Source organism: Flavobacterium sp. FlaQc-57, assembly GCF_044007395.1.
Classification (GTDB): domain Bacteria; phylum Bacteroidota; class Bacteroidia; order Flavobacteriales; family Flavobacteriaceae; genus Flavobacterium.
The window spans coordinates 817,058-839,205 of sequence record NZ_JBIPDA010000002.1 but is presented as its reverse complement, the minus strand read 5'-3'; the positions used below and the strand labels follow the sequence as shown (position 1 = coordinate 839,205).

The following is a 22,148-nucleotide window of genomic DNA, read 5'->3' as shown; positions in this document are numbered from 1 at the left end:
TATAATTAGCAGCGTTTCAATCATCAATCAAAAATCACAATCACAATCAACAACAATTAAAACCAAAAAAAATATGATAACGATTCAAAATTTAACCAAAGTATTTAGAACTGAAGAAGTAGAAACATCAGCATTAAGCGGGATTTCTTTAGAAATTAAAAAAGGAGATTTTTTAACTATCATGGGACCTTCGGGATGTGGAAAATCAACTTTGTTGAATATTATTGGCCTTTTAGACGGAGCTACAGACGGAAGCTATAAATTATTAGACCAGGAAATGATTGGTTTAAAGGAAAAAGGAAGAGCTCAGGTTCGAAAAGAAAATATTGGATTTATTTTCCAAAACTTCAACTTAATCGACGAGCTTTCTGTTTATGATAATATCGAATTGCCTTTGCTTTATAACAACGTAAAAGCATCAGACCGAAAACAAAAAATTGAAGCTATTGCCGAGAAATTAAATATCTCACACAGATTGAAACATTTTCCGCAACAACTATCAGGAGGACAACAACAAAGAGTTGCTGTGGCAAGAGCTTTAGTAAACGATCCTAAAATTATTCTGGCCGATGAGCCAACCGGAAACTTAGACAGTAAAAACGGTAATGAGGTTATGGAACTTTTGACTGATTTGCATGCCAAAGGCGCCACAATTTTGATGGTTACACACTCTGATTATGATGCTTCGTTTTCGCAAAAAACGATTCATATGAAAGATGGTGTTATATTTTCTGAAAGATTAAATCAGAGAAATGTTGATGTTTTTATGGACGTTAAATAATACAAAAATGATCAATTTTATAATAGCTGCAATTGCAATCCTGGTAGGATTTGTTTGCAAAGTATTGGCAATGATTTAAAACCTAAACAGTATATAAACTGTTAGGTAAGTAAAAAAAACAAGTGTAACAACTTAAAAACACAAAGCATGATTTTTAACTGGTTTAAAATATTTATATATCATTTAAGGCAAAACAAATTGTTTTCGTTTTTAAATGTTTTAGGATTAAGCATTGGAGTTGCAGGTGTCATTTTTGCCATTTTGTATTGGAATAATGAAAACTCATACGACCAATGGAATCCAGAGAAAGAAAACACCTATCAGGTGCTAAACAAAATTGGCGCAACAGGTGATATTTGGGCTGCGAGTAGTATTCCGTTTGCATTGACCTGCAAAGCAACTATACCTGAAATTGAATCTATATGCTTTTTTGATGGCTGGTATTACGAAGATGTAATAAAACATCAAAATCAAAAATGGATGGGTAAAAAAATCATAGTCGCAGATTATAACTTTTTTGATATTTTCCCTTTTCCGATTGTAAAAGGTGCAAAAAAAGATATTTTAAAAGAAAAAAATAGTGTTGCGATTTCTGAAAATGAAGCAAAACGAATTTTTAAGAACGAAGATCCTATTGGTAAAATCCTCATAAATGATAACAAACCATATGTTATAAAATCAGTTTACAAAATCATTAGCCCCTCTTCTATTGAACCCAATTATGTTTTTGGAGGTTTACTACAAGAGAACGACATAAACAGTTGGGGAAACTTCAACTATAGTTTAATGATTAAAACCAAAAAAGGAGCCGATGCGAATGCTGTTTTAAAGAAGATGCAAAATGTAAATTTTGTAAATCGTACTTTAAAAGATGCTAAAGAAAGTGGCCAAACAGTTGAACAATACGTAAAAGAAAATGGCGAAATCGAGGTTATTCTTGATCAATTAGCAACTGCGCGCTTACACGGTACAAAAACTCCTGCTGGCTCTAATTTTCCTGAAGGAAAAGGTAATTTACAGCTTCTTTATATCATGGTAGGTCTGTCTATTTTGATTCTTACTTTGTCTTTGGTAAACTATATCAATCTTGCAACTGCCTCGGCAATAAAACGTGCTAAAGAAGTAGGCGTTCGCAAAATTGTTGGTGCCAGCAAAAGACAAATCATTGCTCAGTTTATATTTGAGACTGCTATTATTGTTGTTTTGGCGATTCTTTTTGCGCTGGCAATCGTAGAACTTTCGCTGCCTTACTACAATAACTTTTTGAAGAAATCTTTGACAATGAATGGTGGCGAATTTTACCTGCAGCTTATTTTTATATTTGGATTAGTAATCATTCTTGCAGGTATTTTCCCAGCCATATATATATCAAATTTTGAAACATTGAAAGTTTTAAAAGGTAATTTCTCAAGAAGTAAAAGCGGAATCTGGGTTCGAAATTCAATGTTGATTTTTCAGTTTGGTATTGCTGCTTTTTTTATCATCGGTGCTTTAATTGTAAACTCGCAGGTTTCTTACATGATGAATAAAGATCTTGGTTTTAATGGCAATCAGGTAATTAGTGTTCCGTTTAAATTTACTGACAGAACTAAAAAAACAGAAAAATACTTTACTACAAAACAAGAGATTCTTAAACTGTCAGGAGTTGAAGATGTCTCGACTTTTGCAGGCTCTTTTGGAGGCAGCACCAACTCAAGTTCAGGTTTTACTCATAATGGTATTTTTGTTCAGCCTCGAAATGTAGAAATGGATTTTGGCTTTTTAGAAATGATGAAAATCAAAATTGTTCAAGGCCGCGATTTATCTCCAAAATTTGCTTCAGACACTGTTAGTAATTGGTTGGTAAATGAGACTCTTGTTAAAAGACTTGGTCTTAAAAACCCTATAAATACTATACTAACTTCTGGCTGGGGAGATGAAAAAGGAAATATGAAATTTAAAATTGTTGGTGTTGTGAAAGACTTTCATATTAGCGGACTTCAAAGTAAAGTTCCTCCAATGATCTTTGTCACGATGAAAACTTTAAAATGGAATAATTTTGAGAACATCTATATAAAAGTTTCCCCTAATAATCTAGCTGAAACTTTAGCAAAATTAAAAACCTATTGGGAGAAAAATATAAATCCTGATTATCCTTTTGATTATGAATTTGTCAATAAAGGATTTGCTAAAACTTATGAAGAACAAGTAAAACAAAAAGATTTGTTTTTCATTCTAAATATTGTTGTAATCATTATTGCCATTTTTGGATTATTTGCCTTGGCTTCTTTTTCGATGGAGAGACGACTGAAAGAAATCGCGATCAGAAAAACACTTGGCGCAGAAACTGATGTTTTATTAAAAGATTTATCAAAACAATATATCATTTTCTGTCTAATAGGATTTGTAATTGGTATTATTCCTGCTTACATCTTATTGCAAAAATGGTTAGAAAATTTCGCTTTCAGAACCGGAATTTCAACCGTTCCATTTGGTATTGCATTGGTTTCTTTATTGACTCTAACCTTATTTATTGTTTTAACCAAAGCCTATCAAGTTACCAAAATAGATATCTTAAAATATTTAAAATACGAATAAGCTTGTAGACCATTTTTTTTTATAAAATACCCGCCAAATTTCAAGAATCTGGCGGGCATTTTTTTGAGATCTAATTTCTTTATTTTAAAGCTACCGAATCTGAATACAACAACTTATCCAAACGTTGATCTCTATCGTACACATCCGGATAAAAACCAATTTCACCATCATCATTTACCCAAGCGGTGAAATAACCAATATAGATTGGAATTTTAGTTTTTAACATACAAGTTGTTTCTTTTTCTCCACTCATTGCTTTGTCAATTTTATCAACAGGCCAATCCGGATCATCTTTTAAGATTGCCAATGCAAGTCCTTTAGCCTCTTTTACATTAATACAACCATGGCTAAAAATACGTTTCTCAAATTCAAATAAACTTTTTGCCGGCGTATCATGCAAATAAATATCGTTAGGATTCGGGAACATAAATTTAACTAATCCCAGAGAGTTTTTAGGACCGGGTTTTTGTCTCACGTTTCCTCCGTTCCATTCCATATTATGATCTGCCAGATAGTTTTTATCTTCGGCAATTTTTAGTTTCAATTCATTTTTAATAATACTCTGCGGAACGTACCAATAGGGACTAAAGACGATCCTGTCCATCATACCGTTAAAAATTACAGTTTCGGTCATTCGCGTTCCCACAAAAACATCTGAAACCAAATCGTATTTTCCATCTTTCACATAAATCAATCGGAACGAAGGAATATTAACCATAACATACTCACTTGCCTTAGCTAGTTTTGCAGGTATCCAACGGCAACGTTCCATGTTAAGCATAATCGTTTTAATTCTATTACCAATAGGCTCATTCATTTGTTTGATATGATCTAAAGTAAGTGCATAATTTAATTTAAGACCGTATCTCTTTTTATACTTTAAAATACCTGCCATCATTTCTTCATCATAAACATGGCTTTTAGAATCTTGCGCTAAATCTCCAATCACAAACAAACGTTCTCTAATTTGTTTTACGGCGACACCACTATCAAAAGGTCTTAAATCTTTATAAGTAGCACTGTCAATTTGTATTTTCTTCCACTGACCATTCTTTTCTATTGTACGGTATTTTTGTAAAACTGTCTGAAGTTTATAATATTGACTAAACAACAGATTCTCGTCTTTGTCTAAACGCTCAGGATTGCTCATTAGAGAATCTAATATTCTGGCATATGAAATAGTTTTTGCCGGAAGATACCACCCAATTTTTTTTAAGGTTGCCGGATCAACGCCAGAATAAACATTACTCGCATAAAACACATACATATTCGAAAGCAGCAATTCTGTATCTGTTTGAGGAAGTTTATTGGATACATTTTCATTAAAAACATCATCTATCAAGTCCATATAAGGCATTTCGGCCTTTACTCCTTGCTCACTTAACTGATTTACTTTTTGATACAATAATGCTCCAAATTCGCTGACACTCTTATCATCATGCCAAATTAGGCTGTATGCTCTTTTTTTATAAAGATCTTCAACCTCCTTTTGGTATTTTTTTAATTTGGGATATTTTTTATAAAAACTATTGATTAATTCAGCATCAATTACAGCCAATGCAACATTCTTATTTGTTCTAAAAACGTTTTCAATTACTGTCTCTTTATTTTTCAATTTACTCTTAGTGTCCACAGAGTCAAACGAAACCATTAAAAAACAAAGTCCAATAACTACAGATAAAAAAGTAAAATTCCGCATATTTTTAAAGTTTAAATTTTTACAAAAATTAGTTTTAAGAAATATCGAAAACTCATAAGAAGTCCTAAAAAAAACAAGTTTTCACATTTTTCGAATTGCTAAAAATACTTTGATTTAGGGTACTCAAATATAGCCAAGATTATTGACACTAATAGCAAAAACAGACTAAATTTATATTAAAATTCGTATAATTTACTTCGAAAAGCAGTTGAATCAGATCGTCACAAATAAAAGATTACTTGGTTTTTTATAAATTCAAGCATTCAAACACAAACAATCAGAATCATTTTGAGCAATCTCAATATCAATAAATACAATTTAAAAGGGTTTGAATCCGAACATAATCTGTTATCTTTGTAGTCTGAAATCAGTTTAAATAAACACAATGCGTTAAATCGATTTCAATCAATAGAAAATAGTACATTAAAATGAAATTAGATAGAAAAGAAATTCTTAAAGCTCTAGAAACAATTACTATAGCTGGAGAAGGAAAAAATATGGTTGAAAGCGGAGCTGTTGCCAATGTAATCACTTTTGGAGATGAAGTTGTAGTAGATTTAGTTTTACACACACCAGCAATGCACATAAAAAAAAGAGCCGAAGACGATATCAAAAAAACAATTCTTGAATTGGTATCTCCGGAAGCTAAAGTTAAAGTAAACATTAAAGTTGAAGCCAAGGAAAATCCGAATGAAATAAAAGGAAAAGCAATTCCCGGCATCAAAAATATTATTGCCGTTGCATCTGGTAAAGGTGGAGTTGGAAAATCGACAGTTACAGCAAATCTTGCCGTAACGTTGGCTAAAATGGGATTTGCAGTTGGAGTTCTTGATGCAGATATCTACGGACCTTCGATGCCAATTATGTTTGATGTTGAAAATGAAAAACCAGTTTCAATTACCGTTGACGGAAAATCAAAAATGAAACCTATTGAAAGTTACGGAATTAAAATACTTTCTATTGGTTTCTTTACTGCACCAAGTCAAGCTGTAATATGGAGAGGTCCAATGGCAGCAAAAGCTTTAAATCAAATGATTTTTGATGCTGATTGGGGAGAATTGGATTTCATGTTAATTGATTTACCTCCTGGAACTGGAGACATTCACCTTTCGATCATGCAATCATTGCCAATTACCGGAGCAGTAGTAGTTAGTACTCCTCAGGCTGTGGCTCTTGCCGATGCTAAAAAAGGAGTTGCAATGTTCATGCAAGACAACATCAATGTTCCTGTTTTGGGAATTATCGAAAATATGGCGTACTTTACACCAGAAGAATTACCTGACAATAAATATTATATCTTTGGCCAAGAAGGTGCAAAAAACCTGGCGGAAGATTTAGATGTTCCATTTTTAGGAGAAGTTCCAATTGTACAATCTATTCGTGAAGCTGGAGATTATGGCCGTCCGGCTGCTTTGCAAACTGCTTCGCCAATTGAAACCGTTTTTGAAGAAATAACTCGAAATGTGGTACAAGAAGTAGTAAACAGAAACGATAGCTTACCTGCGACAGAAGCCATTAAAATTACAACTATGGCGGGTTGTTCAGCAGTAAAAAAATAATTAGATAAGACTAATGAGATAATTTAAAAATTAGAAAATTAGATGATTTTACTTCAAAGTGAGTTTTCTAATTTTCTAATTGACTAATTTTCTAATTGATAAAATATTATGACAACAGAAGAATTAACAAGCAACGTATTATTGGCTCTTGATGAAATCAGACCTTTTTTAAATTCTGATGGAGGAGACATTACGCTCATTTCTATAGACGATGACAAACATGTTAAAGTTCGTCTTGAAGGAGCATGCATTAGCTGTAGTGTAAATCAAATGACTCTAAAAGCAGGAGTTGAAACAACTATAAAAAAATATGCACCACAAATTGAAACTGTGGTAAATATCATGTAATAAAAACAGCCATTTTTCTTGTTTTTCAGATTCTTAATAATTAACAGGAATAATAGCGCTTTAAGCAATTTTGCTTCATAATTATTAAAGAATATTAGAAATAAAGCCCCTAATTGTGGATTTAATAAAAAACAACGCAAAAATTTAAGAGTTTTATTTAAGGAATTAACACGAATTTAACTTAAATTTGAGACATATCCTTAAATCTTAAACTTATGAAGAATTATTACATTGTTTTTTTACTTTTTTTCTATGTTTCAGTAAATTATGCGCAACAAACTACTCAGACTCTAGTTGTTGACAAAGCTTGGTTAAACGAGTCTGAAGAATGGTCAGATTTTGATTATAAAGGTCAAATTATATTTTCGACCAATGCAAATGAAGAAGAAGGCAGCCTCAGAATTGGTAATTATGATTTCTTATACGATTTATGTGACGGAAAAGCTAAATTCTCAAACAAGGCAACTTATAGCGCAGCAGAATTTGCACATCCGAGAAAAGTATCTGTTACAACAGATAAACAAGGAGTGGTAAATTCAACCTACGAAGGAACATTGATTTTTCAGACAGATAAAGATTATTACTCTGTAATTGCAATAGTTACAATATTACAAAAAAGCGGGAATGTTCTTGGATTAAAGATGCATCTCAAAGAAAGCAATAAAAAAGAATACGCATTTAGTATAAAAACCAGTTAACATAATGAAGGATTTTTTCACGTTATTAAATCCTAAACAGTAAAATTCCAATAATTAAAATGGATGTATTAATAAAGATTAAAGATCGAGAAGGAGTTATACATGAGTTACAAGCTCCAACTGATATGGCAATGAACATAATGGAGTTATGCAAAGCATACGAACTTCCTGTTGAAGGAACTTGTGGCGGAATGGCCATGTGTGCTTCTTGTCAGTGCTATGTTCTTAATGACGTTGCATTACCTGAAATGGGAGACGACGAAGAAGCTATGCTATCAGAAGCATTTTATGTTAAGTCTAATAGTCGTTTAGGCTGTCAGATTCCAATTACTACAGAATTAGAAGGTTTGGAATTAGAATTAGCTCCAGAATATTAAAATACAAAAAAAAGCGAGAACTAATGTTCTCGCTTTTTTTTGACATTAAATTAATATCAAAATCAATTATTTACCAAATCACTGGGATCAAAAGGCTCGAATTCTCTTTCAGTAAATGCTTCGGTAAGAATTCCTGATGAGCACAACCAATTTATAGTTTCTTCTAGATTATTTCCTGCCTTATAGATCATTTCGCTATGTCTTGGCAAAATAAAATATTCGTTTTTAAGAAGTATAATTTCATCTCCATCGTAGGTATCTCCAATTCTAACTGAATCTAAAACCTCGTCTTTTGTCAAAACATTCTTTCCTTCATCCCAAAACCAATATTCGGTTATACGGTTTTTCCATTCTGCCAAAGTCAAAATAATGGTTTCCGGAAGATATATTCGCACATAGGTTCCGCCAAGAATACCACTTCCGTAATTCAAAACATATTCTTTATAATCTTCATCAAAAAAAAGATTCAGAGTCTTTTCGCAAGCCAGAATTTCTTCATTTTCTGCCAAGAATAAATCTGTTTTATTCGTCTTGTAATTCGGAATTACTGAGTAGCCATCAAAATTCATCTTATTTGTATTTATAATAGCTAAATTAAAGCTTTTACAACAGAATATAAATTTATTAGACACAAAAAAACCGCAATCACATGTAGCAATTACGGTCTTTTCTTTATAACAATTTTCTTTAATCTCTAATTATACCAAACCTGCCTGAATTAAATATTCAGCAATTTGAATGGTGTTTGTTGCAGCTCCTTTTCTCAAGTTATCAGCCACAATCCACATGTTTAATGTATTTTCCTGGCTTTCGTCACGACGAATTCTTCCAACAAAAACATCATTTTTACCTTCAGCATATAATGGCATTGGATATGTAAATGTGTCTAAATTATCCTGAACTACTACTCCATCAGTATGGTGCAAAATTTCACGAACTTCATTTATATCAAAATCATTTGTAAACTCAACATTTACAGCTTCGCTATGTCCGCCAACAACCGGTACACGAACAGCTGTAGCTGTAACTCTAATGGTATTATCACCAAGAATTTTTTGAGTTTCGCGCACTAATTTCATTTCTTCTTTAGTATATCCGTTTTCTTCAAAACTATCGCAGTGTGGAATCGCATTTCTGTGAATTGGATATTTATAAGCCATTTCTCCCTGAACTCCGGCGTACTCATTTTCTAATTGTCTTACTGCTTTCACACCAGTTCCGGTGATCGATTGATAAGTAGAAACGATAATTCTTTTGATGTTGTATTTTCTGTGCAATGGCGCCAAAGTCAAAACCATTTGAATAGTTGAGCAGTTTGGGTTTGCAATAATTTTATCTTCTTTTGTTAATGATGTAGCGTTGATTTCCGGAACTACTAATTTTTTAGTCGGATCCATTCTCCAAGCAGATGAGTTGTCGATAACTGTTGTTCCGGCAGCAGCAAATTTTGGAGCCCACTCTAATGATGTATCTCCTCCTGCAGAAAATAAAGCAATATCAGCTTTCATATCAACTGCTGTTTGCATTCCTACAACTTTATATTTTGTCCCCTTATATTCAATTTCTTTTCCTACTGATCTTTCTGAAGCAACAGGAATTAACTCTGTAACCGGGAAATTTCTTTCTGCCAAAACTTTAAGCATTATCTCGCCAACCATACCAGTGGCACCTACAACCGCTATTCTCATTTTAATATTTTTAGTATGAATTAATCTAATTTACTCTGCAAAAGTATACATAATAAAAATTAAAACAAGGTAGTTCACAAAAAATAACAAAATGTTACAAAACAAACATTTATAAAAAAAACCGTCCCAATTAAGGAACGGTTTAGTTAGACTTAGTGTAGCGGTATTATTTTTTAAGCAAATCTCTAATTTGCGTCAATAGCTCTTCTTGAGTTGGACCTGCTGGCGGAACAACAACTTCTTCTTTCTTTTTAGCATGATTAATTGCCTTGATAATGATAAACAATACAAGAGCAACAATTACAAAATTAATTACTGCCGACAGAAATAATCCGTACTTAACTCCTCCAAATGCAACCAAATCTTCAATTTTAGACAAATGAGCTGCATCTAACGCCGGCTTTAATACTAACGGAGTAATCACATCTTCAATAAATGAACTAACAATTTTACCAAAAGCAGCTCCAATGATTACACCGACAGCAAGATCAACTACGTTGCCTTTCATTGCAAATGCTTTAAACTCAGAAATAAATCCCATAATTGATTTGTTTTAAATTTATAATTAATTGATCATCGAAAATACATAATTTTCTCCAAAGTTTGTTAAAATTATCTAAAAAACACTCTTTTTACTCTTTGAGAAATACTCGTCATTATTTCGTAGGGAATTGTTTTTAGCGCAGCTGCCATCTCCATCACTGTTGGGCTTTCGCCAAAAATAATGACTGAGTCACCTTCTTTACAATCAATATTACTAACATCGACCATTAGCATATCCATGCAAACACTTCCTAAAATGAAGGCTTTTTGATTCTTAATTACAACATAACCAACCTGATTGCCCCATAATCTCGAAATTCCGTCGGCATAACCAATCGGAATTGTTGCGATTTTGGTTTCTTTTTCAGCCATGAATCGACGTCCGTAACCAACACTGTCTCCGCTTGGAATTGTGCGAACTTGTGAAATAATTGACTTTAATGTTCCCACATTTTCTAAATATTTTTGTTCTGCAGGATCATTAGAAACTCCGTACAAACCAATTCCTAAACGCACCATATTATACTGTGCTTTTGGAAAATTACTAATTCCGGACGTATTTAGAATATGTCGAATTGGGTTAATATTTAGTTCTGATATTAATTTAAAAGATAATTTTTCGAATAAATTAATCTGAGAAATCACAAAATCATAGTGATTCAAATCATCACTTGTCGCCAAATGCGATAAAACGCTTTTTACTTTTACAGCTGAATTCCCCTTTAAAGTTTGAATCAATTCTTCCAGTGTATTTTCTTCAAAACCCAAACGATGCATTCCTGTATCTAATTTTATATGAATTGGAAAGTTTTTTAAATGCTTATCTTCTGCAATTTTCAAAAATGCTTTTAAACCTTTAATACTATAAATTTCAGGTTCTAACTGATATTGAATTATCGAAGGAAAACTGGTCGATTCTGGATTCAAAACCATGATTGGCAATTTTATTCCACCATTTTTCAATGAAATTCCTTCATCGGCGAAAGCCACACCTAAATAATCAACTTTATGATGTTCGAGTAATTTTGCAATTTCCAAACCGCCATTTCCGTATCCAAATGCCTTAACCATAACCATGATTTTTACATCATCGGCAAGTTTTGATTTGTAATAGTTTAAATTGTGACTTATAGAATCCAGATTGATTTCAAGAACCGTTTCATGTGTTTTCTCTTCGAGCAAAGCAACAATTTCTTCAAATTGAAATGATCTTGCTCCTTTTATTAATATCGTTTCGCTATTAAAATTCAAACTATCAAATTGCGCAATAAACTCGGCTGTATTTTGAAACGTTATACAATTTGAAAACTTGCCTGCAAAAGAAGAAATAGTGGCACCGATACCAATAACACGATTTACTTTATTGTCTGAAACCAATTGTGCTACTTTCGAATACAATTCCTCATTTGAAAATCCGCTTTGAAAAATATCAGATAGAATAACTGTTTTTGTAGCATTCTTTTTTTGCTGACTTTCCAGAAAATCTAAAGCAATTTTTAACGATTGAAAATCTGAGCTGTAACTGTCATCGATTATACTGCAATTGTTTATTCCGTTTTTTACCTCCAAACGCATTTGAACAGGATAGAGCATTTGAACACGATTTTGAATCGTAGCAAAGTCATATTTAAAATGCAGTAAAACTAACAAACACGAGATTGCATTTTCTATTGATGCCGAATCACTAAATGGAATTCTTAAATCAAAAAATTCGCTCTGATATTGATATTGAATTGTTGTTGTTTCGTTTTTATTTTCTCTTTCCAGAATAAATACATCTGCAGTATTATCTGTAAAACTCCAAGAAAAAAGTACTCTCTCTTTTACAGGATAACGTTCGCAAAATACTTTTAAACATTGATCAACAAGCTGATTTTTTTGATAAATAATTACTGCCGCATTTTTGAAAAGCAATAATTTCTCGTTTATTTTCTGTTCCAGATTTTCAAATCCTTCATCGTGAGCTGAGCCAATATTGGTCAAAACACCAATACTAGGTTTAATGATTTTTTCAAGCTTGATCATTTCGTCAACTGTCGAAATTCCGGCTTCAAAAATACCTAAGTTATGTTTCTCGTTAATTGCAATTACTGACAGCGGAACTCCAACCTGAGAATTGTAACTCTTTGGACTTCGAATAATATTATAATCCGGACTCAACAAAAAATTGAGCCATTCTTTTACAATCGTTTTTCCGTTACTTCCGGTTAATCCAATAATAGGAAAATCGAACAAATCCCGATAATAAACGGCAAATTGCTGTAACGCCTTTAAGGTGTTTTTGACTACCAAAAAATTGGCTTTACCACTGACATTTTCAGGAATAAATTGCACGACGAAATTCTGAACACCTTTCTCGATAAGTTCGGCGATATATAAATGAGCATCATTATTAACACCTGACAAGGCAATAAACAAAGTTTTTGATCCGTTTTGTAACGAACGGCTGTCAATCGAAATATGATCAACAAAAATATCATTGTCAGAACCAATCCATTCGGCGTCGAGAACCGAGATAAGGTTTTTTAAATTTATGCTCATTTAGAATTTCTTTTTGTCAAATTTAAAAAAAGGATTGCCACGAATTTCACAAATTTTCACTAATTCTTTGTCATGAATTTTTACTAATTAAATTTGTAAAAATCATGGCAAAAAAAACACACAGAATAGAAATCATTTTAATCTTATTAATCTGTGGCAAAAGAATAAGTCAAAAAACATTATTTCATTATATTTGTTGAGCACCACTAAATACCGCATTTTGAAAAGATTATTACCGCTATTCTCCTATATCTTACATCCGATTTTTATCTCGATGTATGCCACATTATTTTATCTTTTTTGCAAAAACGATATTTTTACTAATCAGGAAAAATATTATGTTTTATTTCAGATTCTAATCATTACGATTTTGGTTCCTGTTTTATTTTTCTTGTTGCTTCGCTCAACCGGAAATGCAGACTCGATTATGTTACCACAGACTTCGCAACGCAGAATCCCTTTAATCCTACAATGCTTTTTGTATATTTTATTGGTAAAAAGAAGTATTATAATTACTCGATATCCCGAACTTCATTTTTTCTTTTTGGGTGCTTTATTTAGTACAATAACCGCATTAATTTGCTCATTGTTTAAAATAAGAGCCAGTTTGCATATGCTGGCAATTAGCGGATTCACCATTTTTGCAATAGGATTGAATATTCATCTTCAAATGCAAAACCCGTACTGGGCAGCTTTCCTTATTTTAATGACGGGAGTGGTAGCATCTTCGCGCTTAGAAATGGATGCCCACACACCTAAAGAACTAATTATAGGCGTATTAATTGGCATTTTTCCGCAATTGCTGTTTTTATTTTTGTGGTTATAAAATGTAGAAAATCAAACCAATATTCATCGCGTGCATATCGATACTTTCGCCTGAAACCGTTTTAATCGATTTATCGAACAAACCATTTAAACCATAATAGCAGTATACATTCCAGGTATTATAACCTGCTGAAACGTAAACTCCGTATTGAAATTGATTGACATCTTTATTATTCGAGATTTTATAAGTCGTTTCTCCATCTTTTAAGATCGACTTATCTGAGAAAATATAACTCATTTTTACTCCGCTATAAACTCTCCAGAATTTATAACTTTCATAAGTTGAATTTCTCCATCTAAACTCAATTGGAACGTCTACTGAATATTGTTTGTATCTATTCGAAACAAATTCGCCACTATCATTTACTCCGTAAACCTGTGCTCCATCGGGTCCTTTTGAAATCGTAAGGTTTTGATAAAAATTCTGGTAACTCAACCCTAAACCAGCTGCAATTGCAATTGTTCTTGTTTTGTTAATAGGCATATCGCGCAAAAAACCTGCTGAAAGCCCTGCTGAGAACTTATCTTGCTTTAAACCTGTTGGTCCTTGCACTAACAGATTGTAAGTAACCGAAAAATAAAACTGATCTTCTCGATACAAAGAATCGATTTTAACCACAGGTTTTACTTCCGGCTTTACATCTTGCGAAAAAGCATTGAAAAACGACACTAAAAACAAACAACTAAAAAGTAATCGCATATTGTATTTTGGTTTTAAAGAGGTTTTCAAGTAAACGTTTTTTAGAGGTTATTTATTTCACTTACAAATATAATATAATGCTAGTTCAGGAGACGATTAGAAAGCAATTATTCTCTTTTTGATTAAGAATAAAAGCTTTTGCTGAACTTTTTTCAATGAATCTGCAACAGAATCCAAAAAATGAATCTATTTTCTTCAGATCTTTTATACCTTTGTCATGCATGAAAAGAAAGCAGCTCATATTAAGTGTTTCTTTGGCTCTAACGGTATTGTTTTCAATATTGTTTCAGTCTATACACAGTTACGAGCATATTGTAAAGCAACTTTCAGAAAAACAATGTCATCATAATTATAATGATCCTAATGGCGAGATAACACACCAACATCATGATTACGATGTATGTTTTGTTTGTCATTTTGCTTTTGGAAGTTATATTGTTCCTGAACAATTTACTTTTGAATTTCATACTTTCAGCAACGAAATTCCTTATTTTTTCTCTCTTTCAGAAAAAGTATTTTCACTTTCAGAAAGTGTTTATTTATTACGCGGTCCGCCCTCTGCTCTAGTTTCTTAATTTCGAAAACATTCGAAGTAAGCTCAAAATCTTTATAATCTAATTCAAAAAAATTAGCGACTTTCTCCATTCTGAAACTCTCAGATTTGGAAAAGCTTACTATTCTTTTTCGTTTATATTTTAAAGAATCAAAATCAATTAACTATAGCATCATTTTCAAATGAAAAAACTAATTATAGCCCTAATTTTAGGGTTTACGAGCTTTTTGTCAGCTCAAAATTCGGTTTCAGGAACAATAACAAATCTTGAAAACAAACCTTTGTCAAACGTATCTGTTTATGCTCCTGAATTACACAAAGGAACCACAACCGATGAAAACGGAAAATACGATTTTAAAAATCTTCCAAACGGTAGTTTCAGACTTACTTTTACTTTTGTTGGATATACTACTCAAAGCAAAACATTCAATAAACTATTAAAAGAAAACACTTTAGACATTACACTTACTGAATCTATTTTTGAAATGGATGAAGTAGTTGTTTCAACACCTTTTAACAAATTGCAATCGCAAAACGTTATGAAAGTGGAACATGAAAGTATCAAAACTTTACAACAAAAAGGAACTTCGACTTTGATTGAAGGTTTGGCAACAATTCCCGGAGTTTCACAAATTTCTACTGGAACTTCTATCGGAAAACCTGTAATTCGAGGCCTTAGCGGAAATCGTGTTTTAGTGTATTCTCAAGGTGTTCGTATCGAAAATCAACAATTTGGAGACGAGCATGGTTTAGGTTTAAATGATGCCGGAATCGAAAGCGTTGAAGTTATTAAAGGGCCTGCTTCCTTATTATATGGATCTGATGCTTTGGGTGGGGTTTTATATTTTAATCCTGAAAAATTTGCTGATGCCAATACTTTCAAAGCTAATTTCAGTCAAAAATATTTTACCAATACGCAAGGAAGCAATTCTTCTATTGGATTAAAAACATCTACTGATAATTGGAAATTTTTGGTTCGCGGAAGTTTCAACACACATTCTGATTATAAAATTGCCGATGGAGATCGCGTAACGAATACTCGTTACAATGAAACCGATTTTAAAACCGGAATTGGATACAGCAACTCGAGCTTCTCCAGTGTTTTAAGATACAATTACAATAAACTAGACCTTGGAATGCCTGAAGATGGAATTGGAGCACAATCGTCAAGCAAAAACACGATGTTCCCGAGACAAGGAATTTTTAATCACTTATTGAGTTTAAACAATGTTATCTTTTTTGAAAACTCAAAACTTGATCTTGATTTAGGATATATAGCCAATGACAGAAGTGAATTTGAAGACAGCAACAATGCTTCTCTTCATATGAAATTGAACACTTTTAATTACAATGCCAAGTATCATTTTCCGAAACTAGGAAAAATTGAAACGATTTTGGGTGTACAGGGAATGCATCAAACGAATGCAAATTTTGGAGAAGAATATTTAATTCCAGATGCCACTACAAACGATATTGGCGTTTTTGGAACTGCAAACTACGAATGGAAAAATAGTGTCGTACAGGCGGGATTACGTTTTGACAACCGAAATATTACTTCAGAAGCTCACGGAATTGAAGGTGAAGAAGGTTACTTTCTACCTTTAGACAGATCATTTGATAGTTTTAATGCTTCTTTGGGATATAAAACTAAACTTGCTGAACCTTTAACACTTCGATTGAATGTCGCAAGCGGATTTAGAGCACCAAATTTAGCGGAGTTAACTTCAAACGGAGTTCACGAAGGAACTAATAGATATGAAATTGGAAATGCGGAATTAAAAACAGAGCAAAATGTTCAAACTGATTTGAATTTAGAATATAAAAACACGCATTTCGAATTCTTCATTAATGGTTTTTATAATCATGTTAACAATTATATCTATACTTCGCCAACCGGAGAGGTTCGCGATGACAACGATGTTTTTGCTTACATCCAGAACAATGCAAAATTGTACGGTGGTGAAGTTGGTTTGCACTTTCATCCACATCCATTAGATTGGTTGCATTTTGAAACCAGTTTTGAAACTGTAACGGGTAAAAAACAAAATGGTGATTATTTGCCTTTAATTCCGGCAAACAATTGGAACAACACTTTAAGAACTGAATTTAAAATTAAAAATTGGTTCGAAGAAGGATATGCTTCTCTAAACGTTTCTTCTACTTTTAATCAAAGTAATGTGAGTGGTTTCGAAACGGCTTCAAACGGATATACTTTGGTGAACTTAGGTTTTGGAGGAACGGTAAAACTAGGCAAACATGCTTTTGATGTTAATTTGAACGGAAACAATTTATTCGACAAAAAATATATTGCTCACCTTTCGAGATTAAAAACAGACGGTATTCCAAATATTGGACGAAATATTGTTTTGGGAGTAAACTTTAATCTGTAAGATTTTGATTTAACCGCAAAGCTTTGCGAACTTTGCGGTTTCTAAAGATCCCAATTAAATAAAATCTTTGCGAACTTTGCGGTTAAAATATTCACAAATCCTTTTGTCCACATAAAGCTTTGCGGACTTTGCGATTTCTAACTATCCCAATTAAATAAAATCTTTGCGCACTTTGCGGTTAAATAATATTTACCCATCTCACAAAAAGCACTATTTTTGTTACAACTGTTAAACACAAACTATGAAAAAAACATTTCTTCTGATGGCAATTACAACTGCAGGAATCTCATTTGGACAAAATAAAATTCAATATCCACAAACCAAAAAAGGCGAAACAGTTGACGTCTATTTTGACACTAAAGTTAGTGATCCTTATCGTTGGCTTGAAGACGATAAATCTGCTGAAACCGGAGCTTGGGTAAAAGCTCAAAACGAAGTTACTTACGGTTATCTAGATAAAATTCCTTTCCGTGACGAACTTAAAAAACGCATGGAAAAATTATGGAACTATGAAAAAATCAGCGCTCCATATGTAGAAGGAAAATTTACTTATTATTCTAAAAATAACGGACTTCAAAATCAATCTGTTGTTTATAGAAAAGGACAAGATGGTAAAGAAGAAGTTTTTTTAGATCCAAACACATTCTCTAAAGACGGAACAACATCTCTTGGTGGTTTAGATTTTTCTAAGGACGGAAACAAAGCTGCTTATGCCATTTCTGAAGGAGGAAGCGATTGGAGAAAAGTGATTATTATCGATGCTTTATCTAAGAAAGTTTTAGAAGACACTTTGGTTGATGTAAAATTTAGCGGAATTTCTTGGCATGGTAACGAAGGGTTTTATTACTCTAGTTACGAAAAACCAAAAGGAAGCGAATTATCTGCAAAAACAGATCAACACAAATTATACTTTCACAAACTTGGAACTTCTCAAAAAGAAGATAAAGTTGTTTTTGGCGCAGATCAAAAACGCAGATATGTTGGCGGTTATGTTACCGAAGACGATCGTTATTTGGTAATCTCAGCAGCCAATTCTACTTACGGAAACGAGTTATACATTAAAGACCTGACCGTTGCAAATAGTCCAATTATTACAATTGTAGACAATTTTAATAGCGACAATCAGATTATTGAAAACGAAGGAAGCAAATTATTTATCGAAACCGATTTTAAAGCTCCTAACAAACGTGTTGTTACTGTAGACTTTAGCAACCCAAAACCTGAAAATTGGAAAGATTTCATTAAAGAAACACAAGATATTTTATCGCCTTCAACCGGCAGCGGATTCTTTTTTGCGAATTATACAAAAGACGCAGTATCATTTGTACAACAATATGATTATAGCGGAAAACTAGTTCGCGAAATCAAACTTCCTGCTGTAGGAACTGCTGGTGGTTTTGGAGGAAAAAAACACGACAAGACATTGTACTATAGCTTCACAAATTATACAACTCCGGGAACAATCTACTCTTTTGAGCCAAAATCTGGTAAATCTGAAGTATACCAAAAACCTAAAGTTGATTTTAAAAGTGAAGAGTACGAATCGAAACAAGTATTTTATACTTCGAAAGACGGAACTAAAATCCCGATGATTATCACGTATAAAAAAGGATTGAAATTAAACGGTAAGAACCCAACTATTCTTTATGGTTACGGTGGATTCAACGTGAGTTTAACACCGAGTTTCAGCATTGCAAATGCTGTTTGGATGGAAAACGGAGGAGTTTACGCTGTCGCCAATTTAAGAGGTGGTGGTGAATACGGTAAAAAATGGCATGATGCCGGAACTAAACTGCAAAAACAAAATGTATTTGATGATTTTATTGCGGCTGGTGAATATTTAATTGCTCAAAAATATACCTCATCAGAATTCTTAGCAATTCGCGGAGGTTCTAACGGAGGTTTATTAGTTGGAGCCGTAATGACACAGCGTCCTGATTTAATGAAAGTCGCGCTTCCGGCAGTTGGTGTAATGGACATGTTACGTTACCATACTTTTACTGCAGGTGCAGGTTGGGCTTACGATTACGGAACTGCTCAGGATAACAAAGAAATGTTTGAATATCTTAAAGGATATTCTCCAGTTCAGAACGTTAAAAAAGGTGTTCAATATCCTGCTACAATGGTAACAACTGGTGATCATGACGATCGCGTTGTTCCTGCACATAGTTTTAAATTTGCTGCTGAATTGCAAGACAAACAAACTGGTCCTAATCCGGTTTTAATTCGTATTGATGTTAAAGCGGGTCACGGAGCAGGAAAATCTGTTGCTGCAACAATTCAGGAGAATGTAGACATTCAGGCATTCACACTTTATAATATGGGATTTAAAGCTTTACCTAAAAAGTAAAAACTTTAAACTTTAATTTTTATTAGCCACGAATTCACGAATTATTTTTGTGAGTTTGTGGCTTTTTTTTAGAGCCTGCTTAATATTTGTTTCACGCAGATTCTACAGATTTAGACAGATCTAACCCGATTTAATTAAAGGAATCTGTGCACATCTGCTCAAATCTTTTGAAATCTGCGTGAAAAAAATTCGTGAATTCGTGGCTAATTTTTTTTAACTAGCCCTTTTATACTAAATTTGAGAAACCAAAAAATCAAACGATGAAAATTGTAAAATGGGGAATTATAGGTTGCGGTAATGTAACCGAAGTAAAAAGTGGACCTGCTTTTCAAAAAGCGCCCAACTCAGCATTAGTCGCTGTAATGCGAAGAGACGCAGCTCTTGCTGAAGATTATGCCAAACGTCACAATGTTCCTAAATGGTATTCAAATGCTGTTGACCTAATAAATGATCCGGAAGTTGATGCTGTATATATTGCCACTCCTCCATCATCTCATAAAGAATATACTATTTTATGCGCCAAAGCCGGAAAGCCGGTTTACGTTGAAAAACCAATGGCTTTAAATTTCGAAGAATGTAACGAAATGATCAGCATTTGCAAAGAACACAATGTGCCGCTCTTTGTTGCTTATTATAGAAGAAGTTTGCCTCGCTTTTTAAAAATAAAAGAACTAATCGATCAAAATAAAATTGGAACTGTAAGACACGTAAACTGCGTTTTATATCATCCGTTTGAACAACGTTATGATGACGAAATAAATTTACCCTGGACGGTTTTACCACACATTTCGGGTGGCGGAATATTTGTCGATTTGGCTTGCCATACTTTAGATTTTCTGGATTTTGTATTTGGTCCAATAAAATCGGTTCGTGGTCATGCAAGTTCTCAACTTAAAGCATATCCTGCTGAAGATTCTGTTTCGATGTCTTTTTTATTCGAAAACGGAATTCACGGAACGGGTTTATGGAATTTTGCCAGTTTTGAGCGTTACGATAATACCGATATTGTAGGTGATAAAGGAAAAATTTCTTTCTCTACTTTTGGAAATGACCCAATACACATTCAATATGTAAATGGAGAAAAAGAAAGTATCACGATCGAAAATCCATTACATATTCAACAACCACTTGTAGAAACTGTTGTTGCAGAAATTCTGGGCAAAGAAGGTATAAATCCATCAAAAGGAACTTCGGCTGCAAGAACAACCTGGGTTATTGATGAAGTTTTGAAGGAGTTTAGAAATTCGAAATAATTATTCTACCTAAAGTTTTGTCATTTCGAGCGAAGGGAGAAATCACAAAATTGTACAAAAACAAAAGAGGACATTCATTGAATGTCCTCTTTTGTTTTGCAATATAATTTCTTAAAATTATAGGCTGTATTTAAGACCTAAAGTCAAACCTAAACCTGAAATTCCAACATAAGTACTAATATCTTCAGTAGGTTTTGTATTATCAAAACCAGCTGCATTAGTTAATTTGCTATTTGAAGTAGAGTTAACTTGCTCTACGTATTTAGTATGTTTCGCTGAATATGATGCATCAGGACGAAAAGTAGTAGGTACGTCTAATTTATTAACACCATTTTCAGTATAGATTTCAGTTTCTTTAGTTTTTCCGTGTACAGTAAAGTTACGGTATTCCAATTCAGCAAAAGCTGAAATATGTTTTCCTAATTTATAAGAAGTACCTATAGAAGCCATAAAACCAAGTGAAGGATTAGGTTTTACAACATCTTTTGAATAAGCATTTGTTGAAGCAACTTGGTTAGCCCCTACAAATGTATTGTATTGTCTATCCGTTTTAATATCTAATGTACCATGAACTGGAACAATGATTCCAACTTTAGTATATGGCTCAAAACCATGAGCTTCACCTAAAAACATTACAAGTGCCGGTGCCAAATCAAAAGCTTTAATTTCTCCCTCTGCAGTAAAACTCAAGTAAGTAGCTGCTGGACTTGTAGCTGGATTATAAGAAACTAATCTATCAGTCGTTTGTGCCATTGTTTTAGTATTACTAACGTAGTAATTTGCAGCCATCTCAACTCCTAAACGTGGAGAAAAACGATAACCTGCAGTAATTCCGCTTCTAAAACCTTGTCCAAAAGAACCTGTAATACCTTCTCTTGACACTAATTTATTATTTGCTAATGTACCTGCATAAACATCTCTGTTTGGCAATTGACCACCAACAACAGGAAATTCTGTAGAAGCAGTTTGATTGAAATATGATCCTCCTAATTTAAAATACCAACTTTCTGGTTTATCTGCTTTTTGTGTTTGCGCCACTGTGGCCATAGAGCAAACTAATAATCCTAGTAAAAATAGGTTCTTTTTCATAATTCTGATTTAATTAATTTATACAAACATAGATTATTTTAACATAATCTTATAATTTGCATTGTTAGACTTGGAACGAAATCGTTGTAATTTTTGACAATATTACTAAAAAACTATTATGCATGCATATTTTTAACTTAAAAAAAATGCATAATTCTAAATTTTAACTGTTAAAAT

18 protein-coding genes are annotated in these 22,148 nt (G+C 32.9%); 11 read left to right on the top strand and 7 right to left on the bottom strand.

Features of this window, described 5'->3' with window-relative positions:
- The first annotated feature begins 73 nt into the window (after positions 1 to 73).
- Together ACHRVZ_RS09590 and ACHRVZ_RS09585 are read left to right on the top strand one after the other, a co-directional pair.
- On the top strand, positions 74 to 781 hold the full coding sequence (locus tag ACHRVZ_RS09590; RefSeq protein WP_395422130.1) for an ABC transporter ATP-binding protein: 708 nt from the start codon (positions 74 to 76) through the stop codon (positions 779 to 781).
- A 147-nt stretch (positions 782 to 928) separates the two neighbouring features.
- Positions 929 to 3,358, top strand: coding sequence for an ABC transporter permease (locus ACHRVZ_RS09585; RefSeq protein WP_395422129.1), 2,430 nt, complete (start codon positions 929 to 931; stop codon positions 3,356 to 3,358).
- A 79-nt stretch (positions 3,359 to 3,437) separates the two neighbouring features.
- Here the strand turns inward: ACHRVZ_RS09585 and ACHRVZ_RS09580 are convergent, their stop codons facing one another.
- Positions 3,438 to 5,057: a murein L,D-transpeptidase gene (locus tag ACHRVZ_RS09580; RefSeq protein ID WP_395422127.1), complete on the bottom strand. Its 1,620-nt coding sequence runs from the start codon at positions 5,055 to 5,057 to the stop codon at positions 3,438 to 3,440.
- 428 nt (positions 5,058 to 5,485) lie between these two features.
- Between ACHRVZ_RS09580 and ACHRVZ_RS09575 the strand changes: the two genes are divergently transcribed.
- From ACHRVZ_RS09575 to ACHRVZ_RS09560, 4 genes are all read left to right on the top strand, one after another.
- Positions 5,486 to 6,616 (top strand): P-loop NTPase, encoded by a 1,131-nt coding sequence (locus ACHRVZ_RS09575; RefSeq protein ID WP_395422126.1) that lies wholly within the window; start codon positions 5,486 to 5,488, stop codon positions 6,614 to 6,616.
- Between the two features lie 108 nt (positions 6,617 to 6,724).
- Positions 6,725 to 6,964, top strand: coding sequence for a NifU family protein (locus ACHRVZ_RS09570; RefSeq protein ID WP_026982674.1), 240 nt, complete (start codon positions 6,725 to 6,727; stop codon positions 6,962 to 6,964).
- Positions 6,965 to 7,179: 215 nt separating this feature from the next.
- Positions 7,180 to 7,662: a hypothetical protein gene (locus tag ACHRVZ_RS09565; RefSeq protein ID WP_395422124.1), complete on the top strand. Its 483-nt coding sequence runs from the start codon at positions 7,180 to 7,182 to the stop codon at positions 7,660 to 7,662.
- A 59-nt stretch (positions 7,663 to 7,721) separates the two neighbouring features.
- The gene (locus ACHRVZ_RS09560) at positions 7,722 to 8,039 is read left to right on the top strand and encodes a 2Fe-2S iron-sulfur cluster-binding protein (RefSeq protein ID WP_007805184.1); all 318 of its coding nucleotides are present in this window, start codon (positions 7,722 to 7,724) and stop codon (positions 8,037 to 8,039) included.
- Positions 8,040 to 8,101: 62 nt separating this feature from the next.
- Here the strand turns inward: ACHRVZ_RS09560 and ACHRVZ_RS09555 are convergent, their stop codons facing one another.
- From ACHRVZ_RS09555 to ACHRVZ_RS09540, 4 genes are all read right to left on the bottom strand, one after another.
- Positions 8,102 to 8,608 (bottom strand): SMI1/KNR4 family protein, encoded by a 507-nt coding sequence (locus ACHRVZ_RS09555; protein WP_395422123.1) that lies wholly within the window; start codon positions 8,606 to 8,608, stop codon positions 8,102 to 8,104.
- A 129-nt stretch (positions 8,609 to 8,737) separates the two neighbouring features.
- Positions 8,738 to 9,727: an aspartate-semialdehyde dehydrogenase gene (locus ACHRVZ_RS09550; RefSeq protein ID WP_395422122.1), complete on the bottom strand. Its 990-nt coding sequence runs from the start codon at positions 9,725 to 9,727 to the stop codon at positions 8,738 to 8,740.
- A gap of 166 nt (positions 9,728 to 9,893) precedes the next feature.
- On the bottom strand, positions 9,894 to 10,268 hold the full coding sequence (gene mscL, locus ACHRVZ_RS09545) for a large conductance mechanosensitive channel protein MscL (RefSeq protein WP_041516684.1): 375 nt from the start codon (positions 10,266 to 10,268) through the stop codon (positions 9,894 to 9,896).
- A gap of 71 nt (positions 10,269 to 10,339) precedes the next feature.
- Positions 10,340 to 12,811 carry a bifunctional UDP-N-acetylmuramoyl-tripeptide:D-alanyl-D-alanine ligase/alanine racemase gene (locus ACHRVZ_RS09540; RefSeq protein WP_395422120.1) on the bottom strand — a complete coding sequence of 824 codons (2,472 nt, stop codon included), beginning with the start codon at positions 12,809 to 12,811 and terminating at the stop codon, positions 10,340 to 10,342.
- Positions 12,812 to 13,031: 220 nt separating this feature from the next.
- Between ACHRVZ_RS09540 and ACHRVZ_RS09535 the strand changes: the two genes are divergently transcribed.
- Positions 13,032 to 13,637, top strand: coding sequence for a hypothetical protein (locus ACHRVZ_RS09535; RefSeq protein WP_395422119.1), 606 nt, complete (start codon positions 13,032 to 13,034; stop codon positions 13,635 to 13,637).
- Here the strand turns inward: ACHRVZ_RS09535 and ACHRVZ_RS09530 are convergent.
- Positions 13,632 to 14,366, bottom strand: a complete 735-nt coding sequence (locus tag ACHRVZ_RS09530; protein WP_395422118.1) for a porin family protein — start codon at positions 14,364 to 14,366, stop codon at positions 13,632 to 13,634. The two genes, ACHRVZ_RS09535 and ACHRVZ_RS09530, sit on opposite strands and share 6 nt — an antisense overlap.
- Positions 14,367 to 14,491: 125 nt before the next feature.
- On the opposite strand from ACHRVZ_RS09530, the gene ACHRVZ_RS09525 reads away from it, so the two are divergent.
- The 4 genes from ACHRVZ_RS09525 (at position 14,492) to ACHRVZ_RS09510 (ending at position 20,882) form a co-directional block, all read left to right on the top strand.
- A complete protein-coding gene (locus ACHRVZ_RS09525; RefSeq protein ID WP_395422116.1) occupies positions 14,492 to 14,911 on the top strand; it encodes a hypothetical protein in 420 nt (139 codons plus the stop codon).
- Between the two features lie 160 nt (positions 14,912 to 15,071).
- Positions 15,072 to 17,279, top strand: a complete 2,208-nt coding sequence (locus ACHRVZ_RS09520; protein WP_395422114.1) for a TonB-dependent receptor domain-containing protein — start codon at positions 15,072 to 15,074, stop codon at positions 17,277 to 17,279.
- Positions 17,280 to 17,520: 241 nt separating this feature from the next.
- Entirely contained in the window at positions 17,521 to 19,629 is a 2,109-nt protein-coding gene (locus ACHRVZ_RS09515; RefSeq protein WP_395422113.1) for a prolyl oligopeptidase family protein, read from the top strand.
- 260 nt (positions 19,630 to 19,889) lie between these two features.
- On the top strand, positions 19,890 to 20,882 hold the full coding sequence (locus ACHRVZ_RS09510) for a Gfo/Idh/MocA family oxidoreductase (protein WP_395422111.1): 993 nt from the start codon (positions 19,890 to 19,892) through the stop codon (positions 20,880 to 20,882).
- Positions 20,883 to 20,999: 117 nt separating this feature from the next.
- Here ACHRVZ_RS09510 and ACHRVZ_RS09505 read toward each other — a convergent pair whose 3' ends face one another.
- A complete protein-coding gene (locus tag ACHRVZ_RS09505; RefSeq protein ID WP_395422110.1) occupies positions 21,000 to 21,971 on the bottom strand; it encodes an outer membrane beta-barrel protein in 972 nt (323 codons plus the stop codon).
- Positions 21,972 to 22,148: the final 177 nt, after the last annotated feature.

What these genes read in the sequence shown, in the direction of transcription:
- ACHRVZ_RS09590 (WP_395422130.1), top strand. Translation starts at nt 74, where the DNA reads ATGATAACGATTCAAAATTTAACCAAAGTATTTAGAACTGAAGAAGTA.
- ACHRVZ_RS09585 (WP_395422129.1), top strand. Translation starts at nt 929, where the DNA reads ATGATTTTTAACTGGTTTAAAATATTTATATATCATTTAAGGCAAAAC.
- ACHRVZ_RS09580 (WP_395422127.1), bottom strand. Translation starts at nt 5,057, where the DNA reads ATGCGGAATTTTACTTTTTTATCTGTAGTTATTGGACTTTGTTTTTTA.
- ACHRVZ_RS09575 (WP_395422126.1), top strand. Translation starts at nt 5,486, where the DNA reads ATGAAATTAGATAGAAAAGAAATTCTTAAAGCTCTAGAAACAATTACT.
- ACHRVZ_RS09570 (WP_026982674.1), top strand. Translation starts at nt 6,725, where the DNA reads ATGACAACAGAAGAATTAACAAGCAACGTATTATTGGCTCTTGATGAA.
- ACHRVZ_RS09565 (WP_395422124.1), top strand. Translation starts at nt 7,180, where the DNA reads ATGAAGAATTATTACATTGTTTTTTTACTTTTTTTCTATGTTTCAGTA.
- ACHRVZ_RS09560 (WP_007805184.1), top strand. Translation starts at nt 7,722, where the DNA reads ATGGATGTATTAATAAAGATTAAAGATCGAGAAGGAGTTATACATGAG.
- ACHRVZ_RS09555 (WP_395422123.1), bottom strand. Translation starts at nt 8,608, where the DNA reads ATGAATTTTGATGGCTACTCAGTAATTCCGAATTACAAGACGAATAAA.
- ACHRVZ_RS09550 (WP_395422122.1), bottom strand. Translation starts at nt 9,727, where the DNA reads ATGAGAATAGCGGTTGTAGGTGCCACTGGTATGGTTGGCGAGATAATG.
- mscL (WP_041516684.1), bottom strand. Translation starts at nt 10,268, where the DNA reads ATGGGATTTATTTCTGAGTTTAAAGCATTTGCAATGAAAGGCAACGTA.
- ACHRVZ_RS09540 (WP_395422120.1), bottom strand. Translation starts at nt 12,811, where the DNA reads ATGAGCATAAATTTAAAAAACCTTATCTCGGTTCTCGACGCCGAATGG.
- ACHRVZ_RS09525 (WP_395422116.1), top strand. Translation starts at nt 14,492, where the DNA reads ATGAATCTGCAACAGAATCCAAAAAATGAATCTATTTTCTTCAGATCT.
- ACHRVZ_RS09520 (WP_395422114.1), top strand. Translation starts at nt 15,072, where the DNA reads ATGAAAAAACTAATTATAGCCCTAATTTTAGGGTTTACGAGCTTTTTG.
- ACHRVZ_RS09515 (WP_395422113.1), top strand. Translation starts at nt 17,521, where the DNA reads ATGAAAAAAACATTTCTTCTGATGGCAATTACAACTGCAGGAATCTCA.
- ACHRVZ_RS09510 (WP_395422111.1), top strand. Translation starts at nt 19,890, where the DNA reads ATGAAAATTGTAAAATGGGGAATTATAGGTTGCGGTAATGTAACCGAA.
- ACHRVZ_RS09505 (WP_395422110.1), bottom strand. Translation starts at nt 21,971, where the DNA reads ATGAAAAAGAACCTATTTTTACTAGGATTATTAGTTTGCTCTATGGCC.